The sequence below is a fragment of the Agaribacterium sp. ZY112 genome (assembly GCF_041346925.1).
In the GTDB taxonomy this organism is placed as follows: domain Bacteria; phylum Pseudomonadota; class Gammaproteobacteria; order Pseudomonadales; family Cellvibrionaceae; genus Agaribacterium.
In genome coordinates this window covers 2,607,529-2,633,765 of the sequence record NZ_CP166840.1, presented here as the reverse complement: position 1 = coordinate 2,633,765, position 26,237 = coordinate 2,607,529, and the positions used below count along the sequence as shown (strand labels likewise).

General features: G+C 42.8%; 21 protein-coding genes. 16 read left to right on the top strand and 5 right to left on the bottom strand.

The window, feature by feature from the left end; all coding sequences use genetic code 11:
• Positions 1–8: 8 nt before the first annotated feature.
• Positions 9–2,360 (bottom strand): RND family transporter, encoded by a 2,352-nt coding sequence (locus AB1S55_RS11460; protein ID WP_370978318.1) that lies wholly within the window; start codon positions 2,358–2,360, stop codon positions 9–11.
• A gap of 616 nt (positions 2,361–2,976) precedes the next feature.
• Here AB1S55_RS11460 and AB1S55_RS11455 point away from each other — a divergent pair.
• The 8 genes from AB1S55_RS11455 to AB1S55_RS11420 all read left to right on the top strand — a co-directional run bounded on the left by AB1S55_RS11455 (position 2,977) and on the right by AB1S55_RS11420 (position 8,951).
• Complete coding sequence (locus AB1S55_RS11455; RefSeq protein ID WP_370978317.1) at positions 2,977–4,623, top strand: ATP-dependent endonuclease; 1,647 nt, start codon at positions 2,977–2,979, stop codon at positions 4,621–4,623.
• Positions 4,624–4,759: 136 nt separating this feature from the next.
• Positions 4,760–5,077 carry a transposase gene (locus AB1S55_RS11450; RefSeq protein ID WP_370978316.1) on the top strand — a complete coding sequence of 106 codons (318 nt, stop codon included), beginning with the start codon at positions 4,760–4,762 and terminating at the stop codon, positions 5,075–5,077.
• 30 nt (positions 5,078–5,107) lie between these two features.
• On the top strand, positions 5,108–5,977 hold the full coding sequence (locus AB1S55_RS11445) for an IS3 family transposase (RefSeq protein WP_370981589.1): 870 nt from the start codon (positions 5,108–5,110) through the stop codon (positions 5,975–5,977).
• A 49-nt stretch (positions 5,978–6,026) separates the two neighbouring features.
• Complete coding sequence (locus tag AB1S55_RS11440) at positions 6,027–6,353, top strand: antibiotic biosynthesis monooxygenase (RefSeq protein ID WP_370978315.1); 327 nt, start codon at positions 6,027–6,029, stop codon at positions 6,351–6,353.
• 118 nt (positions 6,354–6,471) lie between these two features.
• Positions 6,472–7,275 carry a DUF4437 domain-containing protein gene (locus AB1S55_RS11435; protein ID WP_370978314.1) on the top strand — a complete coding sequence of 268 codons (804 nt, stop codon included), beginning with the start codon at positions 6,472–6,474 and terminating at the stop codon, positions 7,273–7,275.
• Between the two features lie 122 nt (positions 7,276–7,397).
• Positions 7,398–7,814 (top strand): hypothetical protein, encoded by a 417-nt coding sequence (locus tag AB1S55_RS11430; RefSeq protein ID WP_370978313.1) that lies wholly within the window; start codon positions 7,398–7,400, stop codon positions 7,812–7,814.
• Between the two features lie 109 nt (positions 7,815–7,923).
• A complete protein-coding gene (locus AB1S55_RS11425; RefSeq protein ID WP_370978312.1) occupies positions 7,924–8,274 on the top strand; it encodes a DUF2200 domain-containing protein in 351 nt (116 codons plus the stop codon).
• Between the two features lie 110 nt (positions 8,275–8,384).
• Positions 8,385–8,951: a dihydrofolate reductase family protein gene (locus AB1S55_RS11420; RefSeq protein ID WP_370978311.1), complete on the top strand. Its 567-nt coding sequence runs from the start codon at positions 8,385–8,387 to the stop codon at positions 8,949–8,951.
• Positions 8,952–9,116: 165 nt separating this feature from the next.
• On the opposite strand, the gene AB1S55_RS11415 is transcribed toward AB1S55_RS11420, so the two are convergent.
• Positions 9,117–12,089 (bottom strand): hypothetical protein, encoded by a 2,973-nt coding sequence (locus tag AB1S55_RS11415; protein WP_370978310.1) that lies wholly within the window; start codon positions 12,087–12,089, stop codon positions 9,117–9,119.
• Between the two features lie 1,499 nt (positions 12,090–13,588).
• Between AB1S55_RS11415 and AB1S55_RS11410 the strand changes: the two genes are divergently transcribed.
• The 4 genes from AB1S55_RS11410 (at position 13,589) to AB1S55_RS11395 (ending at position 16,131) form a co-directional block, all read left to right on the top strand.
• Positions 13,589–14,071 carry a hypothetical protein gene (locus AB1S55_RS11410; protein ID WP_370978308.1) on the top strand — a complete coding sequence of 161 codons (483 nt, stop codon included), beginning with the start codon at positions 13,589–13,591 and terminating at the stop codon, positions 14,069–14,071.
• 173 nt (positions 14,072–14,244) lie between these two features.
• Positions 14,245–15,159, top strand: coding sequence for a hypothetical protein (locus AB1S55_RS11405; RefSeq protein ID WP_370978307.1), 915 nt, complete (start codon positions 14,245–14,247; stop codon positions 15,157–15,159).
• Positions 15,160–15,433: 274 nt separating this feature from the next.
• Positions 15,434–15,736: a DUF2007 domain-containing protein gene (locus AB1S55_RS11400; protein ID WP_370978306.1), complete on the top strand. Its 303-nt coding sequence runs from the start codon at positions 15,434–15,436 to the stop codon at positions 15,734–15,736.
• A 131-nt stretch (positions 15,737–15,867) separates the two neighbouring features.
• Positions 15,868–16,131 (top strand): hypothetical protein, encoded by a 264-nt coding sequence (locus AB1S55_RS11395; RefSeq protein WP_370978305.1) that lies wholly within the window; start codon positions 15,868–15,870, stop codon positions 16,129–16,131.
• A 240-nt stretch (positions 16,132–16,371) separates the two neighbouring features.
• Here the strand turns inward: AB1S55_RS11395 and AB1S55_RS11390 are convergent, their stop codons facing one another.
• A complete protein-coding gene (locus tag AB1S55_RS11390; RefSeq protein WP_370978304.1) occupies positions 16,372–17,970 on the bottom strand; it encodes an esterase-like activity of phytase family protein in 1,599 nt (532 codons plus the stop codon).
• Between the two features lie 609 nt (positions 17,971–18,579).
• Between AB1S55_RS11390 and AB1S55_RS11385 the strand changes: the two genes are divergently transcribed.
• The 4 genes from AB1S55_RS11385 (at position 18,580) to AB1S55_RS11370 (ending at position 23,919) form a co-directional block, all read left to right on the top strand.
• Positions 18,580–20,880, top strand: a complete 2,301-nt coding sequence (locus AB1S55_RS11385) for a flavin monoamine oxidase family protein (RefSeq protein ID WP_370978303.1) — start codon at positions 18,580–18,582, stop codon at positions 20,878–20,880.
• Between the two features lie 149 nt (positions 20,881–21,029).
• Complete coding sequence (locus AB1S55_RS11380) at positions 21,030–21,710, top strand: SDR family NAD(P)-dependent oxidoreductase (RefSeq protein ID WP_370978302.1); 681 nt, start codon at positions 21,030–21,032, stop codon at positions 21,708–21,710.
• Positions 21,711–21,805: 95 nt separating this feature from the next.
• A complete protein-coding gene (locus AB1S55_RS11375; protein ID WP_370978301.1) occupies positions 21,806–22,000 on the top strand; it encodes a hypothetical protein in 195 nt (64 codons plus the stop codon).
• A 506-nt stretch (positions 22,001–22,506) separates the two neighbouring features.
• Positions 22,507–23,919, top strand: coding sequence for a cellulase family glycosylhydrolase (locus AB1S55_RS11370; protein ID WP_370978300.1), 1,413 nt, complete (start codon positions 22,507–22,509; stop codon positions 23,917–23,919).
• 99 nt (positions 23,920–24,018) lie between these two features.
• Here AB1S55_RS11370 and AB1S55_RS11365 read toward each other — a convergent pair whose 3' ends face one another.
• Both AB1S55_RS11365 and AB1S55_RS11360 read right to left on the bottom strand, forming a co-directional pair.
• Positions 24,019–24,750: a DUF3307 domain-containing protein gene (locus AB1S55_RS11365; RefSeq protein WP_370978298.1), complete on the bottom strand. Its 732-nt coding sequence runs from the start codon at positions 24,748–24,750 to the stop codon at positions 24,019–24,021.
• Positions 24,747–25,409 (bottom strand): hypothetical protein, encoded by a 663-nt coding sequence (locus tag AB1S55_RS11360; protein WP_370978296.1) that lies wholly within the window; start codon positions 25,407–25,409, stop codon positions 24,747–24,749. The genes AB1S55_RS11365 and AB1S55_RS11360 overlap by 4 nt, the downstream gene beginning before the upstream one ends.
• Positions 25,410–26,237: the final 828 nt, after the last annotated feature.

The following is a 26,237-nucleotide window of genomic DNA, read 5'->3' as shown; positions in this document are numbered from 1 at the left end:
ACTCCTAATTAAGATGCGGTCGCTTGGCCTTCTAGCGGCTCAATGTCTGGGCTGTTGGCGGCGCGCTTGCGGCCAGCCAGCAAAATCAATAAAGGTGGTAATAATAAGAAGTCGATAACCAAGGCCACACTAATGGTGATCGCGGTTAATAACCCCATATCCGAGTTCACTTTAAAGGTCGACAAGGTCAATATCATAAAACCGGCCACCAAAATCAGGGTTGTCACAACCAACGCTTTACCAACATGACTAAAGGCATATTGTATCGCTTGTTCAGCATTCAGGCCTTTTTCTCTGCGCGCTCTTAAGTACTTACTCAAAAAGTGCACAGTGTCATCAACCACAATACCCAAAGTCATACCTGCAACAATACTCACACTCATGCCAATTTGGCCATCGATCAAACCCCAAATACCAAAGGCAATACCAGCAGGCACAAGGTTGGGCACAAGGCTAATAAGGCCCAGCTTAAACGAGCGCAAAGCAAATACCAGAATCATAGAGATTGCAAACAAAGCGATGATCGTACCCAGCACCAGCGAGTGCGCATTACGATAGCCGATGTGGGCAAACATCAAATTGGTACTGGCAGCCTGAAACTCCAAACCAGGCGTATTGGTGCGTAACCAAGCCGCAAGATCTTGCTCCATAGCCAATACTTCGTTGGTACTCATATTGTCCATGGTTATCGTTACACGGGTCGCGTTCTTGCTCACATCGATCTGGTTGTTTAAATCCAAACCATAAGGCAAAGACATTTCATACAGCAGCAAATATTGCGCGGCGAGTTCCCTGTCTTCTGGCAGAGTATAAAATGCGTCATCATCGCCGTGCATGTTCTTGTTTAAACGCTTCATGGTGTCAGTCAGCGTAAACACATGGCTGACAGACTCAATGCTTTCTACGTAGTCAGAAAAGGCTTGAACATCGGCAAGGAAGGCTGGGTCATTAATTGCGCCCTGATCCACACCAGGATTTTTAGCACTTAACGAATACTCAATGGTATACGGCCCCACTAAAGTTTCAGATGCATAATCGGTGGCAATACGGAAATCCATACTGGTATCAAAGTACTTAACAAACTCATCGTTAATTTGGTTTTTAGGAATAGCGGCCAAAAACAGCAAGGTCACTACAACAGAACCAACGAGTAAAGGCTTGCGGCGGTTGATTACAAAAGCAGCGAGTTTATCGGGCCACTCAGAGCCTTTTTCCTCTTCTTTAAGCGCTTTAATACGAACCGGTAATACCATGACCATTGCAGGTAAAAAGGTCACACTAAGAATAAAGGCCACCATCACACCGGCTGCAACAATATTACCCAGCTCACCAATAGGCGGAACCTCACTGAAGTTCATACTTAAGAAGCCAATCGCCGTAGTCACAGAGGTTAAGAAAATAGGCAGCATATTAATACGCAAAGCTTCTACCATGGCTTCGTGCTTAGTTTTACCGTGGCGCATACCCCAGATAAACGTCACCAATAGATGCACACAGTCGGCCACGCCCATCGTTAGGATGATGGTAGGTGCCGAAATAGTCATACCCGTTAATAGGCCACCACTCCAACCAAAGAGCCCCATGGCGGATAAGATAGACATAAAGATCAAAAATACTGAAGCCACCGTACCGGTGATACTGCGCAGTAAAACAGCAAGTGCCACGATCACGACTAAGAACATGAGTGGAATCAAGGTCGCCATATCTCGCTGAGCACTTTCACCAAAGGCATTGTTCATCATCACAATACCGCTAAGCTTCACATCCAAATTAGGATCGCGCTTAACCAGCTCATCACGTAGCTCACGCGCAAAGGCGGCTACTTCGGGCACCTCTGTTAAGGCTTTACCCGGTAACTGAATATTGACATTCACGCCGGTGACTTTGTTATCCGCACTTAATAAGCGGCTGTTTAACTGAGGCTCAGCTTGGCCAATACGCTCTGCGTAACGTAGCTCAGCTGGCGTCAAACCAAAAGGGTCTTCAATTAGATCGGCAACTTCCAGATCATCCTCAAAGGCGCGGGTGTGCTGGAAGTTGGTAATCGAATCAACCCGATTACTATAAGGAGTCTGCCAAGCCTCTTCTGTCAGCCAAATAATGCTGTCTAGGGTCTTAGCATCAAACACCGTGCCTTCTTTAGGCGTAATAACAAACATGACATTGTCACTTTTGTCGTAGGTGTCTTGTAGGGCTTCAAAAGCCTGAAGCTGAGGGTTTTCTTCGGCAAAAAATGCACGATAGTCATTGGTAAAAGCTAGGTTGCCCATGCCCTTTGCCGCGATAAGCACCGCAACAAAACTTAGAGCAAGAACTAACCAGCGAAAGCGTATAAGCGCCTCTGCATAGCGTGTAACCATGAGGAGTTTCTCCGTAATCTCGTAAACCGATCCACTCGGTACCAGTAAGATGCCAGCTTGTGGCCAGCGAACAAATAACAAAAGCCCAACAGAGGCAGTAAGGACAACTTGTAGAGCCCATACCGACCAGTTGGTCTGGATCGCATTACACAACAGACCAACTGGTCTGTCAAATGACTTTTTGCTTACAGAGCATAGCGGCTTATTCACTAAATGCTTAAAACAACCCAAAGCCAAATACAGGCATCAGCCCCCTACCCTACAAATACAGCACGTATTTTTTGTAATTACGCACAAGTAGACCCACAAAAACACGGATAAAGAGCACAGAAAAAGCTAAAAGCCAGATCAAAGGCCTTGGCCTTAGTGCTTATGGTGACTTATCAGTTTGGGTAAGATGATTCTGTGCCCCACTTCAAAAAATGGCTTTTTAGCTGCTTGAGAGTTTGATAGGGTTTGAGGCTAGATATAGAAGCAAGTACTGCTTAAATGGTGCCTAGATATAGGGAATGATGTATAGATCTAGGCATGGACGGACATATGAAGGTATATGGCCAGATATAACTATTACGATAAATAAACTGTTAGGCCGCCTAAATTAACATGGAGAGTTACGATGAAATTATCAGCACTATTAATTGAAAATTTTAAAGGAATTGATGATGAGGTTAAGATTCTCATCGACAATATAGTAGTGTTAATTGGACCCAATAATAGCTGCAAATCAACTGTTTTAGATGCGTATGAGGCATATGTTTCTATGGGAAGCGCATTAACGATAGATCATTTTCATGGAAGAAATGACGCTAAACCTATTTGTATTACTGGTGTTTTTACCGACATATCACAAGATGATATTGATGCTCTAGGACAAGAATGGTTTTTAGCCGCAGACCCTGACTTTGGAGATTGTGCAAAATTTCAAATAAGATGGGATAAAGCTGATGATAAGGGTACTAAATATAGCTTTAGTAACCAAACAGCCGACTGGAAAAAAGGTGGGGCTGGTGGATGGAATACAATTCTTCAGAGTCGTTTACCTGTTCCAATAAGAGTAAACCCTAATGATGGATATGATGCATTAGAAAAAGTAGTAAAAGAGTTAGCTTCTAAGAACGCGGCGAAAAAACTAAAAGATGATAAAAGTAAAGTTGCTGGAATTGTAGCTGAAATTGAAAAGCTAGCAAAAGAGGTCGAAGCAGAGATTTCAGGTGATATAAACCAACTAAATGGGAAAATAGAATCTGAAATTAATAAATTATTTAATGGCGTAAAGGTTGGATTTGAAACTGGTGTAGGTAAATTTAAAGCTGAAGATGCAATCAAAGACGGAAGTAAATTCTTCATTGAGTCAAATGGTCACTCCGCAGCTTTAGCTCACCAAGGAACTGGCGTACAAAGAGCATTTCTTTGGTCAGCAATAAATGCATTATGTAGTGAAGGTAAATTTAAAAAAGGCACTAAAGTTATAGGTAACAATGCCCCAAAAGTTTTACTTTTAGATGAGCCTGAAATAAATCTTCACCCATCCATCATTAGAGCGGCAAGAAAGGCTATTTATGCTCTAGCTGAAGTAGAAGGCTGGCAGGTTATATGTACTACTCACTCACCTATATTTATTGACCTGACTCAAGATCATACTACTTTAATCAAAGTCTCGAATACAGCAGCGGGAATTTATTATTTCCAAACTGACAAAGCACACTTCAGTCCTCAAGAAAAAGATAATTTAAAAATGTTAAACCGTTGTTGTCCAACGGTTAATGAGTTCTTCTTTTACGATAACTCCATTTTAGTTGAAGGTGATACAGAATATTTAGCCTATCAACATATTATTGAAGATAGCCAATTTGAAGGTTCTCATTGTGTTATTAATTGCCGTGGAAAAGCTAATATCCCAACATTTATTAAGATTTTCGATCAGTTTCAAGCTTCAGCAATAGCTGTTCATGATCTTGATACTAAGTTAAGAGCGGATGGTGCTAAAAACGCGATGTGGACAATTAATGTTAGCATTAGAAATGCTGCGGATAATACTAACGGAAGAGTTAAAACGGTTGTGCACAACCCTGATTTTGAGGGTTTTTACTTAAATGAGGCACCCGTTAAGGATAAACCCTACAATTTATTTACGCATATAACCGCTCCTGACTTTAGCACTGCAGATAAATATAAAAGCTTACGCGAATCATTGCTAACTATTGATAATGGAACCCATGCTGGTTTGTATACCACTGAAGCTGAATTGGACGCGATGGCCTAACAAGTCATTTCAGCAGGACAAAAACAGCTGGTTTTTGCTCGTGCCTCGCTAATTTTAACCAGCTATTTTATTGCCTCTGAATGAGGCGTTAGGTGTCCGAGTTACCCACGAAAAGTAGACACCTCATTCCCACCTAATGAGGTTAAAAATAACTAAGAAAACGAAGAACAAATACAACCATTACACCGAAGATTTTCGTCGCGAAGCTGTACGTAGATCGGAAGGCCCGGATACTTCCTCAGCTGAAGTAGCAAGAGAGTTGGGTATTCACCCTGGTCAAATTTATTATAATTGGCGTCGACAATATAAGCGTTTATCCGATAAACAATTTAACAGCGTGAATGGTGTGGATTACTCGAAAACGGAAAGTGAAGAGGTTCGCGAGCTTAAACGTAAGCTAAAAGACCTTGAAGAAGAGAATGAATTCCTAAAAAATACCCACAAGGGGCACTAGAGTGACGGCATACTTCAGCAAACCAAATTGGTGAGGTATGCCTTTATTGAGTCGCTTAGGGCGGAATTCTCCGTCAAGAATATGACCGGCTGGCTGGATGTGAGTCGAGCAGGTTATTATAAGTGGCGCCTTCGTCAGCCTAGCTTTCAAGAAGAGTATCGAGAATTAGTTAGGGCTGCAGTTTTAGATACTTTTTCAAAGCTTAAAGCTCGGTATGGTGCTCCCCGTTTAACTTTAGAGCTCCATGATCAGGGCGTAGCTTGCTCTGTTAACCATGTGGCCAAACTCATGTCTGAAGCGGGTTTGAAGGCAAGAAACGGGAAAAACTTCCGATACAGCCCTGATGGATCAACGCTTAATAACGTATCGAAGAATCTTCTCGACAGAGATTTTGAGGCGTCTAAGCCAAATGAAAAATGGGTGTCTGACATCACCTATATACCGATTAAGGGTGGCCACGTTTACTTGGCGGTAATCATGGATTTGTTTTCTAGAAAGATCATCGGTTGGTCGCTTGATAAAACCATGACCACCGGGCTGATAACAAACGCTTTAAATATGGCGACGGCTACTCGTGAGTGCGAGCCGGGGTTGCTGTTACATTCCGACCAAGGTGTACAGTACCGTTCCGCTGACTATGTCCTTGCGATGCACGATGCCAATATCACACCGAGAATGAGTCGACGTGGAAGCTGCTGGGATAATGCAGCGATGGAATCTTTCTTTTCACGTCTTAAGGTTGAAGAAGTATCTGGGAAGACATTCAACAACTTAAATGAAGTGTATTCGAGTGTGTTTGAATACATAGAAATGTTTTACAATCGAGTACGGAAGCACTCAGCTAATGACCATGTCAGCCCAGTTGAGTATGAACAATATTATTACGAAGAGTGCGCTTAATACGGTGTCTACTTTTTGTGTGTAAGACCAGCATATTTGGAAAAATGAGATGGATCATCTTCACGTAGTTAATACGATTATTGTTCCACCAGGAATGGAAGAGACTGCTAAAAAAATTAGAAACGAATATGTTTCCTACTTTAGTAAACAAGAAGGCTTTATCGGATCAACCTTTTTAAGATCGATAAAAAGAGAAAAGGATGGATCGACAAAATATATAAATACCGTGGTCTGGGAATCGTACAATCATTTTGAAAAAGTAGTTAATCTAGGCTTCAAGAACAATGAAGGTTTAAATGAAGATGGCTTTAAAGTATTAGGCAAGGGGTTTCCAGAGCCGATAAAGGTTTCTCCTGGTCAATATACAGTCGTCTGAGAATCAAATGCATAACAAAGCAATCTACCCAGGCTGCCGGCAGTGCCAGCAGGGACTCACGCGGCGCTATGGGCTACCTTCATGAAGCGGCTCTGACCCTAACTAATTAGGACCTAAAATGAATAAATTAAAGCGTGCTGTATTAGCATTGGCAATGAGTTTTACTGCGTTGCCATCAATGGGAAATGATCACTCAGTAATAGCCATGGAAAATATCGAGTGGGGTTTACTTAACCCACTCAGGGGTGATGCAAGCCCAAGAGCAGCTGATCTATGGGGAGATCGTACCAAAGATATGGCGACAGGAATGTTGGTAAAGTTTAAAAAAGGATTTTCTTCACCGCCACACATCCACAATATTACTTATCGTGGTGTAGTGATCGAAGGGTTAATGCATAACGACGACCCAATGGCAGAGAAAATGTGGCTACCATCTGGCTCTTTTTGGACTCAACCAGCTGGCGAGAGCCATATCACAGCAGCAGATGGGCAAGACAACCTTATCTACTTAGAAATTAATAGCGGGCCGTATCTTGTTCTATCTGCAGAAAAGGCGTTTGATAACGGAGAGCGTCCAATCAATGTAGATGAACGAAACCTAATTTGGCTTGACGCTAAAGATGTGAAGTGGTTTGACAATAGCAAGGTACAAATAGCCTATCTATGGGGAAAGTCTCATTCAGCTAATGGCAGCTTTATTAAACTACCTGCAGGCTTTAAAGGCACAATTCAAAACACCGACGGACTCAAAGCTGTAGTGGTAAGAGGTGCAGCTACACATCAATGGGCTAACGAAAAAACGAAAACCGAGCTATTACCAAGCAGCTTTTTCAGTTCTAAAGTAAAAGGTGTGCATAAAATTAATGTTGAGACTGAAACGGTTCTTTATATTAACTCAAACGGTAGATACAGAGCTGAGTAGCTAAATTTCCCATAACAAGCTGCTGAGGAGGGGAAATTAACAGCTTGCCGTTTTCGCCCCGATCAACATTTAGAAAACTGAATTACCCCCCTTAGCAAGGCGTTATACACAAGGATAAAATCATGCTAAAAAATATTCCAAGCACAGTATATAAAGGCATATCTTTTAAAGATGGAGAAAAACCAAAATTCAATTTATTAAAATCATCTTTTATTGATCAAGGTTTATTTATAAACAACAAGGGCGGAAGCCCAGTTATCAAGCCTGTACCTGAATACATTTCAATGATTGAGACTAATATAAACAATGGCAACATTGTCTCAATTAAAGAAACAGAATTAGCACAAAAAATTGAAACCTTTGGAAACGTTGCTCAAATACAATCCAGCTACCAACTAGACTTTGTAGGTAAGCAAGGCTCACAAAGACGCTATGGCGTAAATCTATTCCAGCTCATCAATAATGATGGTAAGTGGCTTATAAGTTCAATGTGCTGGGATGACGAGCCAGATAAATCTTTAATAGCAGAAAGCGTATAAAAAATTTCCGTCACGACTTCTGTGCACAACATCGCCACTATCGCACAAAAAACGCAACTACAATTTTGTCTGTGACGCGGGAGTTATCACTCACCAGGAGATAATAGAGATGTCTGACCACAAAGTCTTCTCAATGGAATTTTCAAAAATATATTCACTCTATGTTCAAAAAGCTAAGAGAAAGAATAGAACGGAAGAGGAAGTAATCCAAATCATTTGTTGGCTTACTGGCTTTAATTCTGATGGCCTATCAAGCCAGGTTGACGGCCACAATGATTTAGCCACATTCTTTGCCGAGGCGCCGGCAATTAACCCCAATGCATCTCTTATAAAAGGGACCGTATGTGGAGTACGTATTGAGGAGGTCGAAGATACACTGATGCGTAATATTCGATATCTCGATAAATTGATTGATGAGCTTGCCAAAGGGAAATCTATGGATAAAATTTTGCGGTCATGAGGTGGTGTAGAATAGAAAGTGCTACAAGGCACTCAAACAACAACGCACCTTCGGCGCGTTGCTTCGGCGGCCCCTTACCACGACGTTAGGCATGGTGCGAATTCGTATTTATGAGAAAAGTTATATCACATCTAATAATGACGCTTGATGGCGTAATTCAGTTTGATGCAGTACATCAAGAGATTGCAGAGCTTCGAGAAAACAAAGAGGTTTTAGAAGACTTCTTTTCAAAAGTCGAAAACGAAGATTCAATGCTTCTTGGGCGTACCACCTACGAAGAGTGGAAAGATTATTGGCCAACATCCGAAGTTCAACCATTTTCAGATCATATCAATAGTACAAAAAAGTATGTTTTTTCAAACTCTTTGGAGAAGGTAAGTTGGGGCGATTGGAATAATATTGTACTTTTTCAAAATGATCATTTTGAAAAAGTACATGAGTTAAAAAAGCAAGACGGGAAGAATATCGGAGTACACGGCAGTGGAACGTTAGTTCAATCGCTTATATATGCCAATATTCTCGATGAGCTTAGGCTAGAAATTTATCCAGTAGTGTCCGGCTCAGGAAGGCGATTATTTTCTGAAAACAGTGCTATAAAATCATTTACGCTGTCTAACCAAAAGATAACGTCAAATGGCGTAGCAATATTAACCTATAAACCGGCAAAAAATGCCTAACAAGTAGATTGATAAAGGAAATTATCTATACAAGCGGCTGCAGGTTGACAGCTGGCAGGCTTGCTTCTGTGCACCGCCATGTTTTTATCTTTAGTACTGCTATTTCACTTTGTTAATTCACAGCCAGTTCGGTGAGCCGCCAGACTGGCTGTGTGTTTTACGTATTTATAGGGTTTGATCAATCTCGATGTCTATAAAACGAAATAAGCCAAGTGGGATGCTTATGTCGACATTGCCGTCATTATCTATCGCAAACTCTTCACCGCTTAGTAGGTCGTTTATTGATACTGGGTTGACCGTATTAAACTGGACCTTGGCCGTCATATTACTTGGGTTTAAATAACCACTATCAACCAGTGTAAGGCGCAGGTGAGTGGGGTCAGTTTGAGCGACAACCCAGCCGACACCACCGCTAACAGTGATGGGGATTTGTTTGGCCCCTGCCTCAATGTCGCTGGCGACTTCTTTGTAATAATCGCTGTTGGCGGCATAGGTTGTATCGCTGCTGTGATCAATATAATCACGGCCATTACTGATATGTTCTGTCAGAATGCTGCTATACAAGGGGTGTAAATAGTTTGTTATGTTTTTTCGGTATGTTGATACGGCTTTATGTTTACCGCGCTGTACGGGGGTAAGAAGTACCATACCTTGCTCGAACGGAGGAATAAACTCCTGGCGGCGCTCTTTTACGCCAGAGGCATAACTTGAATAATCCCATTCGGTTGGGGCTGCGCCCATCCATGTGGCATTCATACGGCCGAATACCATTGGGTTGTTGGCCTGGTCTTCTGCATCAAAGTAGGTGGTGACTTTATTGCTGCTAGCGTCGGTGATGTAGCGTTCATCGGGCTCTGTAATACTGATATGCACAGGGTTGAACGATACAATTTCCTCTCGTCTTGGCACATACAGGGCGCCACTGGCGACTAGTTCCCATACAAAACTCATGGTATCGGCATCGGTATAGGTGTTTTGGGTGTAACTAGCACCATAAGCCAGGCTGTATACCGTGGTACGTAAGAAGTGATTAAGTATGCGCTGGTAAGAGTGCTGGCGCGAGCGATCGAAGCTTGGGTTATCCCTCGAGCAACGCATGCCCCAATCGTCCATTACACCGCTGGACCATAGACCCAGACGCCCCGCTAAACTTATATCTTGAGTTTTGTCTGTGGTTTCTTCCATGCTCGATACAAACACGTTTTTAAACTCTCCTGACAGTAATCTTTCCCAGTCGTGTAGGTACGGCGTACTGGCAAAGAAAACATCTTTACTGCGCAATACGATCTTCCCTTTACGCGTTTGAGCGTGCATGGCTACCGGATAAATCAGGTGATCCAAAACATAGGGAAAATCGTCGTCGTGGCCTGCCATTTCGGGCCAGATCATGACGGTGCCTTTATTTTGAGCAAAGGTGTTGTCGATAATGGCCATATGAGTTTCTGGTGCATAATAATATGGATCATTACCGTGGCCTGCCCAGTAGACAACTCCGCCATTGTCGTTGTTGTTTAAGTCGCCAGTGTAAGACTCAATAGCTTGTTCGCGAGTTAAAGAGTAATCCATACGGGTATCTTCTCTATTGCGATAAGCTTCATTTGCAATGCCGGTAAGTGGGTCGGATTGCCAGCTAGGGTCTTCGACTTGGTTCCATCGGACGCCAGTGCGTTCGCTTGACATAAATACAGGGCTGCTATGGCCTGCATTTAAAAGACGCTGAGCCACTTCGTGGTTGGAGTCCGCTGCGGTTAAATACACAGGATCTGGGGCGCGTTCATGCTGTGGTTTAGTGAAGTTTGTTAGTTGCTGGCGGGCAGAGGCAAAGTTCTGCTTCATGGTTTGAATTTTACCCGGAGGCTCTAGCTCGCTAAATGCGGTTTTCCAGCCGGCATGTTCAGTGTTCAGAATGTGGATAGCACTGCCGCCACTTTGGGCGCTAGCTAATAAAATACGTCCGCTGATGCGATCGCGCCACATATCGTTATAGGCATAGTTACCGGCAATCGTTTCTTTGTTGCTTTCGTCAAAGTTGGCGGGAAGTAAAACAATATGGGTGCCAGCAAGAAATAGGTGCAGATAGCTATTGCCGTCGGGAATTGTTTCAGCTTGTGTTACACGATAGCCTGTTCGTCCTATACCTTTTAAATCATGGTATTGAGAGCCGCCGTCGCCAAGGTTCACCGCTATGCCACGCTGATTAGACAGCTCAGATGAGCCCAATAACACTCTATAGCGGCCATCCTTGTTGCTATCGACCACATTCATGTGGCCAATCGGACGGTGAAAAGGCACGTCATAAATAGCCAAGGGGCTTAACGCCATGGTGTCAAATTCAAATAACTCACCGGCAGATTGCATGTGATTCTGCGTGCCTAACATTAACAGGTGATCTGTTCCGTCAGCTTGAGGGATGGGGCGTAAAAAATTCGCTGTGTGCGCCTTGCCTATTTCACGACCTAGGAAAAAGCGGTCATTACCCCAGGGTTCCAGCGTACTATAGGTAGAAGATTCGATCGTATTTAGTAGCTCACCTGTAGCGGAGAGGTAATACATGTTTTTATCGAATCCACCGGCAGCGACATAGGTACCATTGTCGCTACGAACAGTGGTGACCGCATTCATCGGTACATCATTGACTTTAAACGGGGCCTGCCAAAAGGCGTCACCGCTGACCAGTTGCAAGGCGTGGATACTGCCGTCGGACAGCGCGGCAAGTATCTCATCGATACCGTCGTTATCGAGGTCTCCCGCCCACAAATCTCTGACCATATATCCGGAAAGTGGGTTCGACCACAGCACTTCGCCGTCATAGTTCATCGCTATAACTGTGCCTTCGTAGCTTGCCGCCACAATCACACTCTGGCCTTCATAGTCAGCGTTGCGCACATGCATTACCGTAAAGCCTGTATCGTAGCTAAGCAGCGCACCGTCAGCGGGAGCAACCGGTACTAAAGTTGGTTCTGGTGTAGGGCTCGGCGTAGCACTTGGTGCAGTACTTGGTGTAGGGCTTGGCGTAACTATGGGGCTAACAGTGTCCGCAGGAGAAGGCGCTGCAAGTAAGCTCTCACCATTACTGCCGCCGCCACAACCACTGATTAATATGGCGCCAAATGCTAGAGCGTTTAAACCTTTGCGCACAAAGCCCTTCCTCTATTGATGTTGTTTAGATTCTTAAGCCGCGCATTATTCCAACGTAATAACAAAAAGTCTTAATACCTTTTAACAGTTGTACCTTTCTTGTTAGGGTTTTGCTGAAACATGAGCACTGGTTCCGCTTGTATCGCGCTTAGGAGCTGGGTTTGTTCAGGTTTAATCGCTTAGGTTCGTGATGTGTTTAATACTCAGACAGCAGCAAATCAGCCCTTATCATCCCCTAAGCAAGTGACGGTATTTGCTACCTTAGTTGTGTTTTTTTCCAACACTAAAACATTGGTTTTGTGGTGTTGTCATCAAGAAAAGATACTCAGTGTGAAGCGCCCTTTCTTCGAAACCTTAATTGATCAGCACTGTATTAAGATCTGGGGATGGAATAGTCGCTTGGTGTTGCTGAAAGGACCAAGCGATCGCAAATCGAGGTGCTACTGCAGCAAAAAAGCAAGTCCGTAGGCCAGCCAAATCAATGGCATCAATGATACTGACTCGCTGCAAATTTCTATCGTTAGCTGTAACAAGTCGTCTGTCGCTTAAGAGCTTATCTCGGTTGAGGGTGTGCTGTTAGGACTGTTTTATTGTTAGTAGCATCACTTAGCAGTCATTCGCTCTTTCAGTAGCTAAGTTAACACGCGACCTCTGGCCCGAAGTAAGCCGTCTAAGTATCGATGCCTCCCTTACATCCGAATATCAATTTGCCCACCAAGGTTTCTACCGGCTGGATAAATGGACTGTGTTGCTCTTGTGGATTTTCACGCAGACATTCAGCAAGATTACGTCTTGTGTGTCTCTATTGTTTATTTTTTGACACTTACCTAAGGTGGGTTCATAAGTCACCACCCTGAGCTTTATCTTGCCAAATATAGCGGTAAATAGTCTCGTGGCTAATCCCCCCTATCTTTAAAAGCTTACGAACAAGCATCATATAGGCGCTGGAGTAATGTCGATTTTTCCTCGAGCGACGCCTTCTTGCTCTTGTTCGTCACTGCGCCTTAGAGGGCCGATATACCCCGTCGATAATAAAGCAGCGACTGCGTGTGAGTTCAGGATATAGAGTCGAGTGTGGCGACCAAGAACCCCTGCAACCCCTCTTATCGAGAGATTGCAGCTTTAGGGCTGAAAGCGTTACTCTTTCTTCATAAGTGAGTTGTATATAAGCCATTACCTACCCTTCTTACCGGAATGGGATAAGGCTTATTTTACAACTCACCTTCTTAATTTTTAAAAGTGTCGCGGTTAGTATATGAATTCGGCATCAGTATTAAGTGGCAGCAACGGACCTGCCAGTCTGTCACTAAAAACCCTGCGTAATTAAGTGCCAGGTTGCCAAGCCGCTGTGCGGGTTCTTACGAAAACTGGGGCAACAAAAATGAGATTAGAGGTCATTTAGTTACCTTGTTTGCATCATTTGCTTGTTTAAAACTTTCTCTAACCTCATTAATGCCCAGTAATTACTATTGTGAAATTATATTTATAAGGAGATTAATATGTTAGCTAATACAATTTATAGAAGTATGACTACTGCATTGCCGATGGTCGCTTTTCTTCTGGTGTCGCTGTCAAGCCTTGTCTATGCCAGTGACCAAAACATTGGTACATATACAATAAAATGCACAGGCCCTTCAAATTATTATTGCTCAGCACCCAACTGCACAGGAGGTGAATCTAAGTGTGGGCAGTACACTTTTTTTGTTAGTGGTCCTAGTGAAACGTTCCCCAACGATAATACGAAAAATGGTTATCAATTTAAGCTCGGCCCCAAAGAGGAAGTCGACCTTCACCTGCTTTGTACTGCACCAAATGCTGGCGGCCTAGTACCGTCTCATGTGGGTTTTTCTAAAAATGATGTCAAATGTAAAGTCCAAAAACATGGCAGTACGGAAACGTATGGGTACAAATATTTTCAATGCAAAAACCAAAGTGGCAAAAGCCATCACCACCTCGACCTCACTAATTACACCTGTGGTTAGAAAATACTGGGTTGAGCCTAGCTTGTTTCAATTCGTAGATATCTAAGCAACTGGTAGAAAAAGTATAACAAGCTTAGAAATCCTAACATCACTAACTGATCCGCACAGTTTAAAGCGGGGCGGAAGACGAAAAGCCTTATGAGTAGTCAAAATCACTGTATATGGATATTGAGATGACAACAGCAGAACTAACAAAAGATGAAAAGACAGAAGTAAACACAACCAAGAATGAAAACAAGGATTTTGTAGGCGAGTACCCTGCTGAAGGCCTTCTTGCCATGGGCGGTTTCTTGTTTTACGGCTTGGGCTGCGTTTTCGTTTATGACGATGTCACTTTGCCGACTTTGCGTTTGAGTGCCGATGGTTTCGGCGATGATTTTGATGCAGACACATCGGAAATGATTGGTGCATTCAATGATGTGCCAGAAAATCTAGAAGGAGAATGTTGGTTTGATTTGAAGGCAGCTGAATTTGAAGAAGGCGTAATAGAGCTGAAGATAATGAAGACGAAGAACGGCCCTGTTGTTGGTAGATTTACTGGCGATTCCGAGGGTTTGGGCGAATCGATATTAAGAAATAAGAAAGGTAAGCTAGAGATTCCATCGACCAAGGAGCATAACAACGATATTATTTTCGAGGGTAAGGATGGCATCGAATCGATCGAATTTGTTTATGGCAATCAGTATTCGATCACGGCTGGGCAACCCTGGGGAGGTGTTGAGACTACAAGCGGCAACAACGGCTCAAAGCTCACTATTGATGTCGGCGCAGGAAGAAAAAATAACAAAGAGCCAGCTCAGTGGTACAACGATACAGTGAATAGCGATACCACAAAGATGTTTCACAGCCGTGGTGGAAACAACGTTCCGAAGAAGCTTCACTTTGCCTTCAATGGCGTCTTATCTATCAATGGTGACTCATTCAACGTTTCCATGGGACAGGGTGAAGATTTTTGGTACAACAACTGGCATATCGCGTCGCCTGAAATGGTTTCAACCGAATCGCGCACAACAGGCACCTTCGCGAATGGAAAATATCGCATCTGGTCAACAGATTCATACCATTTTAAAATCAGCAAAGAGTTTTAGTCCTAAGTACTAAGCAGTGTTAAACGGGGTCAGGGACACTTTTAAAGACAATAACCTCGAGGCAAGGTTTAACTAAAAGTGTTTCTGCCTCCGATTCGAGTAAAATTGATTTGAGGCCTCATGCAAATGTATTAAAATCAAGGAGTCAAAGACCTTGAAAGATAAGACTTTCCAACAGTCAACCTGAGTTTACGGCCTGATGAAAACCACAGTTTCAGAAGAAGTCTCACAACTAAGCACTCGCCTCTCTCTCCGTGTAATAGGTGCATAATAAATGAAGTTAATTTACACACACGAAAACAAAATAATTGTGGAAAATACCCGTAATTATTTGTGTGAGAAAGGAATAGAGTCGGTACTTCGTAACGAGTATTCATCGGGTGGCATGGGTGAGCTTTCTCCCTTGGAGACCTGGCCCGAGCTTTGGGTTGCTGATTCCGACTTTAATAAAGGCAAAGCCGCCATAGAGACACTCGTTGGTGAGCAACAAGGCGAATCTTGGGTTTGTATTCAATGCAAAGAAGATAATGATCCGGCATTTGAAACGTGCTGGAGCTGCCAAGCAGAGCGCACCTAGCGCCCAGTTTCGAATTAGGAACTGCTTTACTATTGACTAACAAGCCTCAAACCACCTACTACGCCAAACCGCCTTAATCCTTATAAAATTTCACTAGACAAAGAAACCTACTGAAGGTGCTAAGTACCACTATGGCTATGAATGGATCAACATGGCGAGACCACCCTTTCGTTATTGGCGGGAAATATATCGCTCTACACACAAACCCCGATTTTACTCATGGAGAGATAGTAGTAGATAAGGTTTATGAGCTAAGCCATATTGGCCATAGCCATTATGATGCAGCTTCTGTTTTCACCTTTAAATGCTTAACCACAGGCGACTTAGTAAGCTGGTGGTGGTTTGACCACGCTTCAGACGAGCTCTGCGAAACTAATTTTAAATTGACTACCTAGCCTCACGATTTAAAGAATCGATACCTTATATATCTGCTTACATAGGCTTAGTACTTAGGCATCATCAGTGCTAGTTGGTAAAAAAACAGTTGGCCCAGTTTTCTACGCCACTCATGCTCACCATACCCTGCTTTATTTAGCCCCCCCTGCTCTATCCAACAGCAACACAAATTACAAACCAATAAAAAAGCCCACACCTGTATAACAAGTGCGGGCTTTACAGCATTGAGCGTTTTTTTATTAAAGGTTCAGATCTTCAATAATATACAGCTTATTAGCATCTATAACGCTTTGGCCTGCATCTAGGTATTTTTGCTCTAGCACACCACTACTCGACCATGTTGCAAAATCGTCATCATTGATGACGCCAATGGTTGAATCATTTATTAGCCACATGCCTTCTAGCTTGTCGTGTGGGTATTGAACTTCTGCTACCAAATCGGCCAAGAAAGTTTTGCTTACAGGTGCAATGCTGCTTAAGCCATCCCAGCCTTCGTTAAGAACGACTTCTTCTAGTGTTTGTCCGTCTTTTGTTAAGCCAAGCTCAGCGTCTTGCAACCACACACCAGAATCGGCAATGCTTTCTAGATCTGTTGCGTTACTAATATCAATCTTATACAAGTGTTTCATTGCGTTTGCATCTGAAGCAAAGAAAGCACCGTCGCGCTCAATAACTACAAACTCAGTTGCACTTAAGGCAAAAATACCAGACTGAGAGTTTTGCGTTTTTTCTTGCTTATATAAGTATTGCGCCACACTACCCGTTTCAGTATTTATCGTAACAATACGCACAATATCTAAGGCCTTTACTGCGCTACTAGGGTTGTACATGGTTGATTGCATAATACCGACAAGTGTTTTTTCATCGGGTGTTATGGCTAAACCCTCCATGCCCCGGTTGGCTCGGCGGTTGGCAAATTCGGCAGGTAGGTTAAAGCTTACACGGTCGTCGCCTGCAAAGGCATTAATGCGGCCTATCTCCGTTCCATCGGCAGCAAAGTGAACCATATGTGGGCCGTATTCGTCGCTTACCCAAAAGGTGCCATCTGATAAGGCCACTAGACCTTCACCGTCTAAGCCATAATCATCTAGCTGTATTGGGTTGGTGGTTTCATTGTAGGGCAAGCCCATATCTTCACGAAGCACTTCAATGTTGCCATCTTCTAACACAGCATATGGCGTTTCACCTGTTCCACCTAATGCAGAGCTATTCGGCAAACCAGTAATTAACGTTCCATCTGGGCGCTTTAAGAGTATGTCTTCGATACGCTTTATATCACCGTTGGCTTGAAGTTCGAATAGACCTATACGCGGTGTGTAATCTGCAACTGGGAATATTTTACCTTTGCCTTGTGCTCCAGTGTAGGTAGCGTTAGGCCCGCGATCAGTTAAGGCGTAAAACTGCTTGGCATTGCTGGGGTGTTTAACCATGTCGGAGCCATAACCACCGTTACGGATTTCAAATAATGCACCTGGCTTTGCACCATCTTCTATGTCGTTACGTAATACCATGTAAGGTAAAGCAGAGCCCTGTACGCCGACGGTATTGGCGTCACAGTCATAGACTGTTGAAGTCACTTCGCTATCGGACAAAACACCATCTGTATCGTTATCTAAGCCAGAGCGAATCATTAACCCACCAAAGGCACATTCGCTATTACCAAATGCAAGTAGCTCGTGGTCAACCAAACTGTTTAGACCGTTAGTCGCGCTTGCTCCGTTCGTGCCATTAGTACCGTCCGCACCACTTTCGCCGTTTTCACCCTTTTCGCCATCATCGCCGGCACATGCCGTTAGCAACGTAAATACACTTAAAGAGATTATGGTTTTTCTATACATAGCTTATACCCTGAACGTGTTAAAGCAGCGCATGCTAGTGACAGGGTTTTACATATTAACGACATATTTATTACAAATTTAATTTTCAATCAAAAGGCCAGAGGTTTAGAAATAACTTTAGGAGTCAACGACTTATGCTCGAATGGTACTTTATTATGCCCAACTTACGCCCAAGCCAAGAGGCAAAATAATCATGCTGAAAAGGTGGCATATTCCCCTCTGAAAGGATTATTACTTTTCTTTTTAATGGGCGTTAAACCATCAAGGACTTAAGCTGTCGTCATCTATTTTTAACCATTTAAATCTACGCCTTTAATTAATAGCCCTACATTCTTTAATGTCTTTCATGCTTGCTACACCACTATTGGAATAAGTATCGATGGTTGGCACTTATTAATGCATTAATAAAAAATCAAGCTTGTTATACTCAGTTAACAGTTGCATCGATCTAGTCTGATCGGCCTGTTTTTTTTGATTTTCCCGTTTTAAAAACTTTATCGTTTATTAAGTATGAGCTTACATTCTCAGTAATCCGAGAGAATTCGTAGTACTCATTATATTGCTCTGAAAATTCGAATATAAAGTCATTAATTTACTTAAGGAAAAGCTATGAAACCCGGAATTACCCACAACCTGAAAACCATATCCAGTGATCCAGACAACTGGATTCCTAAATTTCCTAACCCTGCTGATTTTAGATTTGATTATTTTAAGCTTTTACAAGAATCTCCAAATGGTCTGGCAACAGTACATGGAGACGCTCCTACAGTCGCTATCGTAGGGGCTGGTGCAGCAGGTATGACAACGGCAAGAGAGCTGCTGCGTTGCGGGTATCATGTAACAATCTATGAAGCCAGTGGAAGAATCGGCGGGCGTTTATTTACAACAAAAAACCCCTTAGACACACAAGGTGGTGGTGCCGATAATTTGGACCATGCAGGTATGGAACTGGGTGCTATGCGCATGCCTTTTTTTAGTAAACCAGAAGATGACAATAGTATTTTGGGATACTATTTAAATAGTGAAGCTGGGGATAACAAGGCAATACTGACGCCATTTCCAAACCCAGGTGCGGCACCTGGCAATACCGGCATTTACATTAATGAAGGTTATGGGCCACAAGGTGCTCAAACAGACTCGCCAAGTTTGATTTCATGGCCCGAAGAAAGCCCACCAGATAATGTTGTTTTGCAAGAACTCAACAAAAAAGTGAATGAGTTCGGTGCTAAATTCTCAATTCCGGCCCATACCTACTACACGCACAACAATGAGAATTGGTTAATCTGTTGGAATAAAATGGTAGCTCACTATGAAACCATGACCTTCAACGATTTGGTACTGGCAGAGGCTATGTCGGTCGAAGAAATAACCCAAAGTATTAAAGACCCACTTACTTTTAATGGTAATGTCGGCGGCTTTGGCATGAGTGCTGAACAAGCCAGTTTATTGTATACCATCGGTACAGGTGATGGCAGCTGGGGTGCTTTTTATAGTATTAGCTCGTTGTGGTTTTTGCGTTGTACTTTTTTTGGTTTTGATTCCAACTTACAAACCGTTGAAGGTTTAACAAGCCCCTCATCCCTGCCCTTTTTTAATGAGAGCGTTTATGATTCCTCTTCTAAACCTCTAGCGCCGCCGATCTATGAGGGCATCCAATCTCTGGTCGAGTATTTATATTATACTGATATTCCTGGTGACTCGAAGAAATCCTTACATGCTGATAGTAAGCTTTATGTAAGCTGCCCAATAAGCAAAATAGAAAAGAACCCTAACGGTGGTGTGCTAGTGTACTCACCACAATATCCTAATGGGCAACAGTATGATCAAGTTGTTGTTTCGTCTACCCAATGGGCAGCTCAAATGTCGATTGAGTTTTCTGGGTTTTCAGAAACTCAATTACCAGATGCCAAAATAACCACCTCACATACCCAACATAATATTTCTAGTTGTAAATTATTCTTCCCTTTAACCGGGCAATATTGGAATAAAAATAATTACCCAGATTGCAAAATCCCACAAATCATTGTTACTGATACGTTTGTGCAAGATTTATATGGCTTAGCATGGGATAGCAAACCTGACGACAAAGGCATTTTATTGGCAAGTTACACTTGGGAGGACGACTCACTCAAGCTCTTACCTTATGAAGAAGATCGGTTAGCCGAGCTTGTACTTGCTGAACTCCGTAACATCACCATGAGTACGGTTGGTCAGGACATCACTCAGTACATTGACTCGAACTTCCCTGTGACGATTCAATGGATAAAAGAGCCCACCTACATCGGTTGCTCTAAATTATATCGAGCACATAACGAAGCCGATAACATGTTGGATTTGTCTTACAACCAATGTTATTCCTCTGCCTCCGATCTTTATTTCGCAGGGGAAAACTATGGTGTAGAAGGAGGATGGACAGAACCTGCCCTACGCTCTGCAATGGATTGTGTCATTCATATGCTAAATAACAACTCAAATGCGACGTTTAATTGTGCCAGCTTCAATTTTGATCGTGATTACCCTAGCTGGCCCGTAACCGTCTTTGCTGATGTCGCTTGGCAAAAAACCGGAGTGAGTATTCCTGCAGGAGCTACTGCACAGGTGTTCTATATCAGTGGTGAGTGGACAGATAACCCCAATGAAAACGGCGGTGCTTTGTATGGCCCAACGGGAACCCCTCTCGAAACACCAGCTCAGCCTGGTTACACCTTACCGGGCGCAAACGAAGGCGCGTTAGTTGGTAGAGTCAATGGCGGTGATGCCTTTTTAATTGGAGATGGAACCACCCTACCAGCGGGGCTTTCTGGCGAACTAGAGCTATGTATTAATGACGATTTACTAGGGCAATACGGCGCTGGGCTGACTGATAATCAGGGCAGCATTATGATGCAAGTGTATATTACCCCTGCTTAACAATTATGCTTATTCAGCTGTAAGAATAATCAGTTAACTATCGACCGATATTATTTTATAGGCTTTACGGCTTGTATTTTAATATTCGGTCGATTTGCATATAGAAGGAAGGAAAAAGAGGAAGAAACTAACACGGAGCTTATTGAAAAATGAAATCGATATTAATTGTTGGTTCTAGCCGTGGAATCGGGGCTGAGTTAGCAAGGTACTTTTCCCAGTCTGGAGATAAGGTTATTGGGGTATCTAGATCTGAATCGTCGCATTGTGAATGGATAAAGGCCGACATAAGCACCGCTGAAGGCATACAAGATGTCGCTAAGAAAATAGCTAATAAGACCATTGATGCTCTAATATTCTCTTGCGGAATTTGGGAAGACGAAGGTTTTACTGACACCTTCGACTTCCGAAAAACCAGCTATACAGAAACCTATAACATAATGCTTGCTAATCTAGTTGCCCCTATAGAGCTTACAAAAGCTATTAGCAAAAACCTTTCAGCAGCTACAAACCCAAGGGCTATTTATCTTGGCGCTCTGTCGGGACTAGATCACATAGCATCTATACAGGTCGCTTACGCTGCCAGTAAGTTTGGTTTACGAGGTGCCATTCAAAGTTTACGTAAAGCTCTTAAGGCCGAAGGAATTGGTTTCACCGTTATCAACCCGGGCAATGTTGCCACCGAAGAGGTATTAATGGATATCGAACAAGGCGGCATTAAAGAGCAAGTCCCTATCCCCATATCAGATATCATTTTAAGTACAGAAATGATTTTATCACTTTCAATAAGTGTAGAGCTTGGTGATATTAATTTAATGCAGAAAGATAACTAATAGAAGTAAATAGTAGTGGGCTGCAAGCAAGCTTCATTGGAAACCCAAAAAAACTACGCTGTAATATTGGCATAAATCAACACAAGTAACTGCTTATGGGTTTAGAAAACGCCATTGAAGATTCGTACGACAATCATATCAACGACATTTATAAGATCTTATCTGAAGCGATTCTCTTAGCAAACGGCGACGAAACTGAAATCACCACTGCAGAGTCAAAGTTTAAAAAAGGTTTGGCTCACGCAGAAGATATTAGACTTCGTGCCAGAAGATTGGCTGGCTTAGATTAGCCTCAGCTATGACTTTAAGGGCTCAGACACTATAAAAGCCCCTTACAAAAAGTTGCAACGAACAAGTGCGTTCCTCCGCCTTCCTTACTGTAAGCTTCTGCGCTATAGCTTTAGCTAGGCACACCAGCAGGCACATGAAAATCTGTTGGCGTTTCACCCTTTTTTTAGACACAGCGCATACTTTAAGAAAAGTTATACGCACTTATATTGACCCAACTTTCCAGCCTCTTTATTGTAACACTGCAATTTTAAAAATATAAAGAGCACCAATATAGGTGGTCGCCATCACTACTAGCAAGAGTAAATCTGAGTGCTTCTTTACAAGAAGATAGGCCCTCATCGCTCTACTGTTTCAAGCACTGATTCTCAGCGTATCTGTGCCCAAAGAACGAGCGATTTATAAGGCTCGCACTCTGAAAACTAAGCCCTCAAATTGCATCTTTCGCGAACATAATAATCACTCCGCATAGGTGCTAATAAACAACTCTTCACAATATGGTGTCATTATGAAAAACAAGGTAGTTAATTGGCCAGTGCTCGCTTTTGGCTTGGCGCTTCAAGTTCTTTTTTTAAACCAAGCCCATGCAGGCTTTACGGTTTCAGGTACTCAGTTACTCGATGCCAACGGCCAAAACTTTATTATGCGGGGTGTTAACCACCCTCATGCTTGGTATACACATAAAACCTCATCCTTTGCAGATATCGCCGCCACGGGCTCAAATACCGTGCGTGTTGTTTTAAGTGATGGCCAGCAATGGTCGCGTAATAGCGCAAGCGATGTCGCTAATGTTATTTCACTGTGTAAGGCCAATAAATTAGTGTGTGTCTTAGAAGTTCACGACGTGACAGGCTCTGGAGAAAAACACGAGGCTGGAACCTTAGAAAAAGCAGCCCAATATTGGGTAGATATTAAAGACGCTTTAATTGGCGAAGAAGATTACGTCATTATTAATATTGCCAACGAACCTTTTGGCAACAACCAAGCACCAAGCGCATGGGTCGATGGCCATAAATCAGCCATTAGCACACTACGGAATGCAGGCCTAAGCCACACCCTACTTATTGATGCCGCCAACTGGGGGCAAGATTGGCAAGAAATTATGCTTGATAACGCCAGCATTGTTGCCGAAGCTGACTCACTTGCGAATACTTTTTTTAGTGTTCACATGTACGAGGTTTATCAGAATTACGACAAAATCGATAACTATATTTCGAACTTTCAAACCAAACACAACCTACCCATTATCGTTGGTGAGTTTGGCGGTGATCACAATGGTTCACCCGTTGATGAAGACTCCATTCTTGCCGTCTCTGAACTCTACGGCACAGGCTACTTAGCTTGGTCTTGGTCTGGTAATGGTGGCTGTTGCACCAACCTAGATATGGTACATGGCTTTGATAAAAACAATTTAAGCAGCTGGGGCGAGCGTATTATCAATGGCGTTAACGGTATTAAAGCGACGTCTAAATTAGCGTCTGTATACGACACTAATTCGCCTTCACCAAGCCCAACTCCTTCGTCGATACCTACACCGATTGTAACTCCTAGCCCTGTCGTCACACCTAGCCCGACTGTAACTCCTAGTCCTGTCGTCACACCTAGTCCTGTCGTCACCCCTAGCCCAGAACCAGGAGCCTTAACGTGCAGCCATACCGTGATCAACTCATGGCCCGGCGGCTTCCAAGGTAGAATACAAATCAGTAATACTACCTCAACCACCATTAATGGCTGGCAAGTTTCTTGGGAATATGAAGATGGTTCTAGTGTTGCTTCAAGCTGGAATGCAAACCTATCAGGCACTGCTCCCTATGTAGCAACAAACCTTAGCTGGAATCGTCAAATTCAGCCAGGCGAATATAAAGACTTTGGTTTTGTAGGCAAAGGCAGCGGCTCTGCCATGAACGTGCGCTGTCAGTAATCTTTATCGCTAGACGTGCCCGTAGTTCAGGGTACGTCTTAGTATTAAAACATTAGAAGCTGCCGTGATTCCAACAAGTTCAGCTTCTGGCTATTTTTATTAAATACTGTTTCTAACAGCCAAGCCAATAACGGAGGTAATAGTTACCGATAGTAAGGAGCCGAGTAGCACATACTCCGTAAGCTTATGGTTTTTTGTGTTATTTAAATCCCCAAAACGGAATATAGACTTAGCCGCTAATACAAAGCCTATCACCGTAAACTGGCCTGTAATGGTGAAGGTTAATATCAGTGTTCTCTCCAAGTAGCCTATTACCTCCCCTCCAGAAATTAAGCCTTTAGTACTCTCGTTTTCTTCAGGAGTATATTTAGTCAAGATAGAACCAATAAGAATGGAAGTAGGCTTAAAAATAAGAATGTAACTAAGCGCAATGATTAGATTGTTTTTTGTAAAAACCACCGCCCCCAAGCCAGCAAAGGACCACTGTAACTGCGCTGCATGTAAAGCAACAACGATTAAAATAAAAACGTGCAAGGCCTGATCAACAACAAAATACCTTAGCTGTTTTTTTGCATAGGTCTTCCAAAGGTCAATCAGCCAATGTGAAACACCAACGACAAACCACGTACATATCACCGAGCGCCAGCTGGCCGTGAAAAACAGAATAGGAACACAGGCAAATGAAGCTTGCATTATAGCGTGATAGAGCAACTTAAGTGATCTCTCATGCCGAGTGTTTTTATCCTTAACCCATTCAATAGGCTGCAGATAAAAATCAGTAATAACGTGTAATATAAGTAGAGATAACAGTAGTATTAAGAATGCGCTCACAAGAAAAACTCTCTTACTTTCAGTGAGAATAACTGAGTGTATTCAGTTATAAAATTTAATTTTGCAGTGTTGATAGAGCGGTTGATAGACACCCTATTAGCCCCTAATTGCTGCGCAATTTCTTTTTGAGTTATGGGCTTCTGGTTTTTTAACATAATGTATGTGATTGCACTCTGCCGCTCTGTCATCTCTGATACATGATGATCTACATAGCTTGTGAGCAGAGCAAAACAGTCATTAAATGGCGGTGACAGTGTTGTCACTTTTAAGGCATCTGAACTCATATTATCCAGCGCCCTACCCGACAAGGTAAACGCATCACCAGTCGAACTAGCGACAGTATGCCGAATCGACACATCGTGACCAATAGCAACACTGATTCTGCAATCATAACGACTACTGGTTGATAGTAAACTGGTTCTAATAAGCAGTGCATATTTAGCTGCATTTTCAGCATCATCAACTAAAACCTGAAATGCATCGCCTCTACTTATTTCAAATTTATTATTTGGGTGAAGGCTACGAATAAAGGTTAGTTGTGTATTTAATGTGTATAGCAGCTCCTCATAAGCCTCATGTGACAACTCACTAGAACCAATAACATCCCCGCTTAAGACGGCGATAGGCTTATTCTGCTCTTCTTGCTTTAACTCATGCATGATCAGGCCCTTTTACACACTATTAACATCTCGACTATAGTAACCAAAAGACGACACATAATCCAACAGTAACCCAAAATGGGAACAGATGCAAAAGGTAACGCAAAAAGGCTACACCCAGAATCACTAACCTAAATACACTAGATTAAGAAATAAGAGCCTATGTGCACCACTACCCCCTACAAATAGTAACGTAATAAAGGCACCTTATAGAAAAGTAACAACAAAACATTACCATTCAAGTGGCACCATCCACATGCAAGTTCAAATACCTAAACACCCGCCTCCCCCCTAGTTCTAACGAACAGCTTGCCTTAGCACCCCACATAAACAACTACTGATAACTTAGAATCATAGTGTTATTGCACAACCCAGACCAAAGGTTCATGAATACCTCTCAGGCTGCATATAACCCTGATGATGATATTAAGGGACTAAAAACGCGGGTAATGGGCATCATTTATTACGCTAAGCGTACGTAAAAATCAGACTGGACACACCTATTTAACCCCCAGAACCGAGAGGCGGCACATATCGAGGTATCAGAACAGAGTGTAGAGCGATGGAAATACCAACAACTACATTTAGAGACATGCTCATTAAGCTAATTTAGTCACGGACTATTTAGACCGATTAACGATAGATAAGAGCGTTTTTCCACACGTGGACGCTCATTACCCCAGCACATCCAAAACGCTCTAGCAGCATCCATACCATCAACTACATCAAAGTTAACAACACCTATATTGATGCCTTCAAGCTATCAATTTTCTCGAGCTCTCTATCTAGCGCACTGCATTCGAGACTGTCTGTAAGCGTTATGTAAGA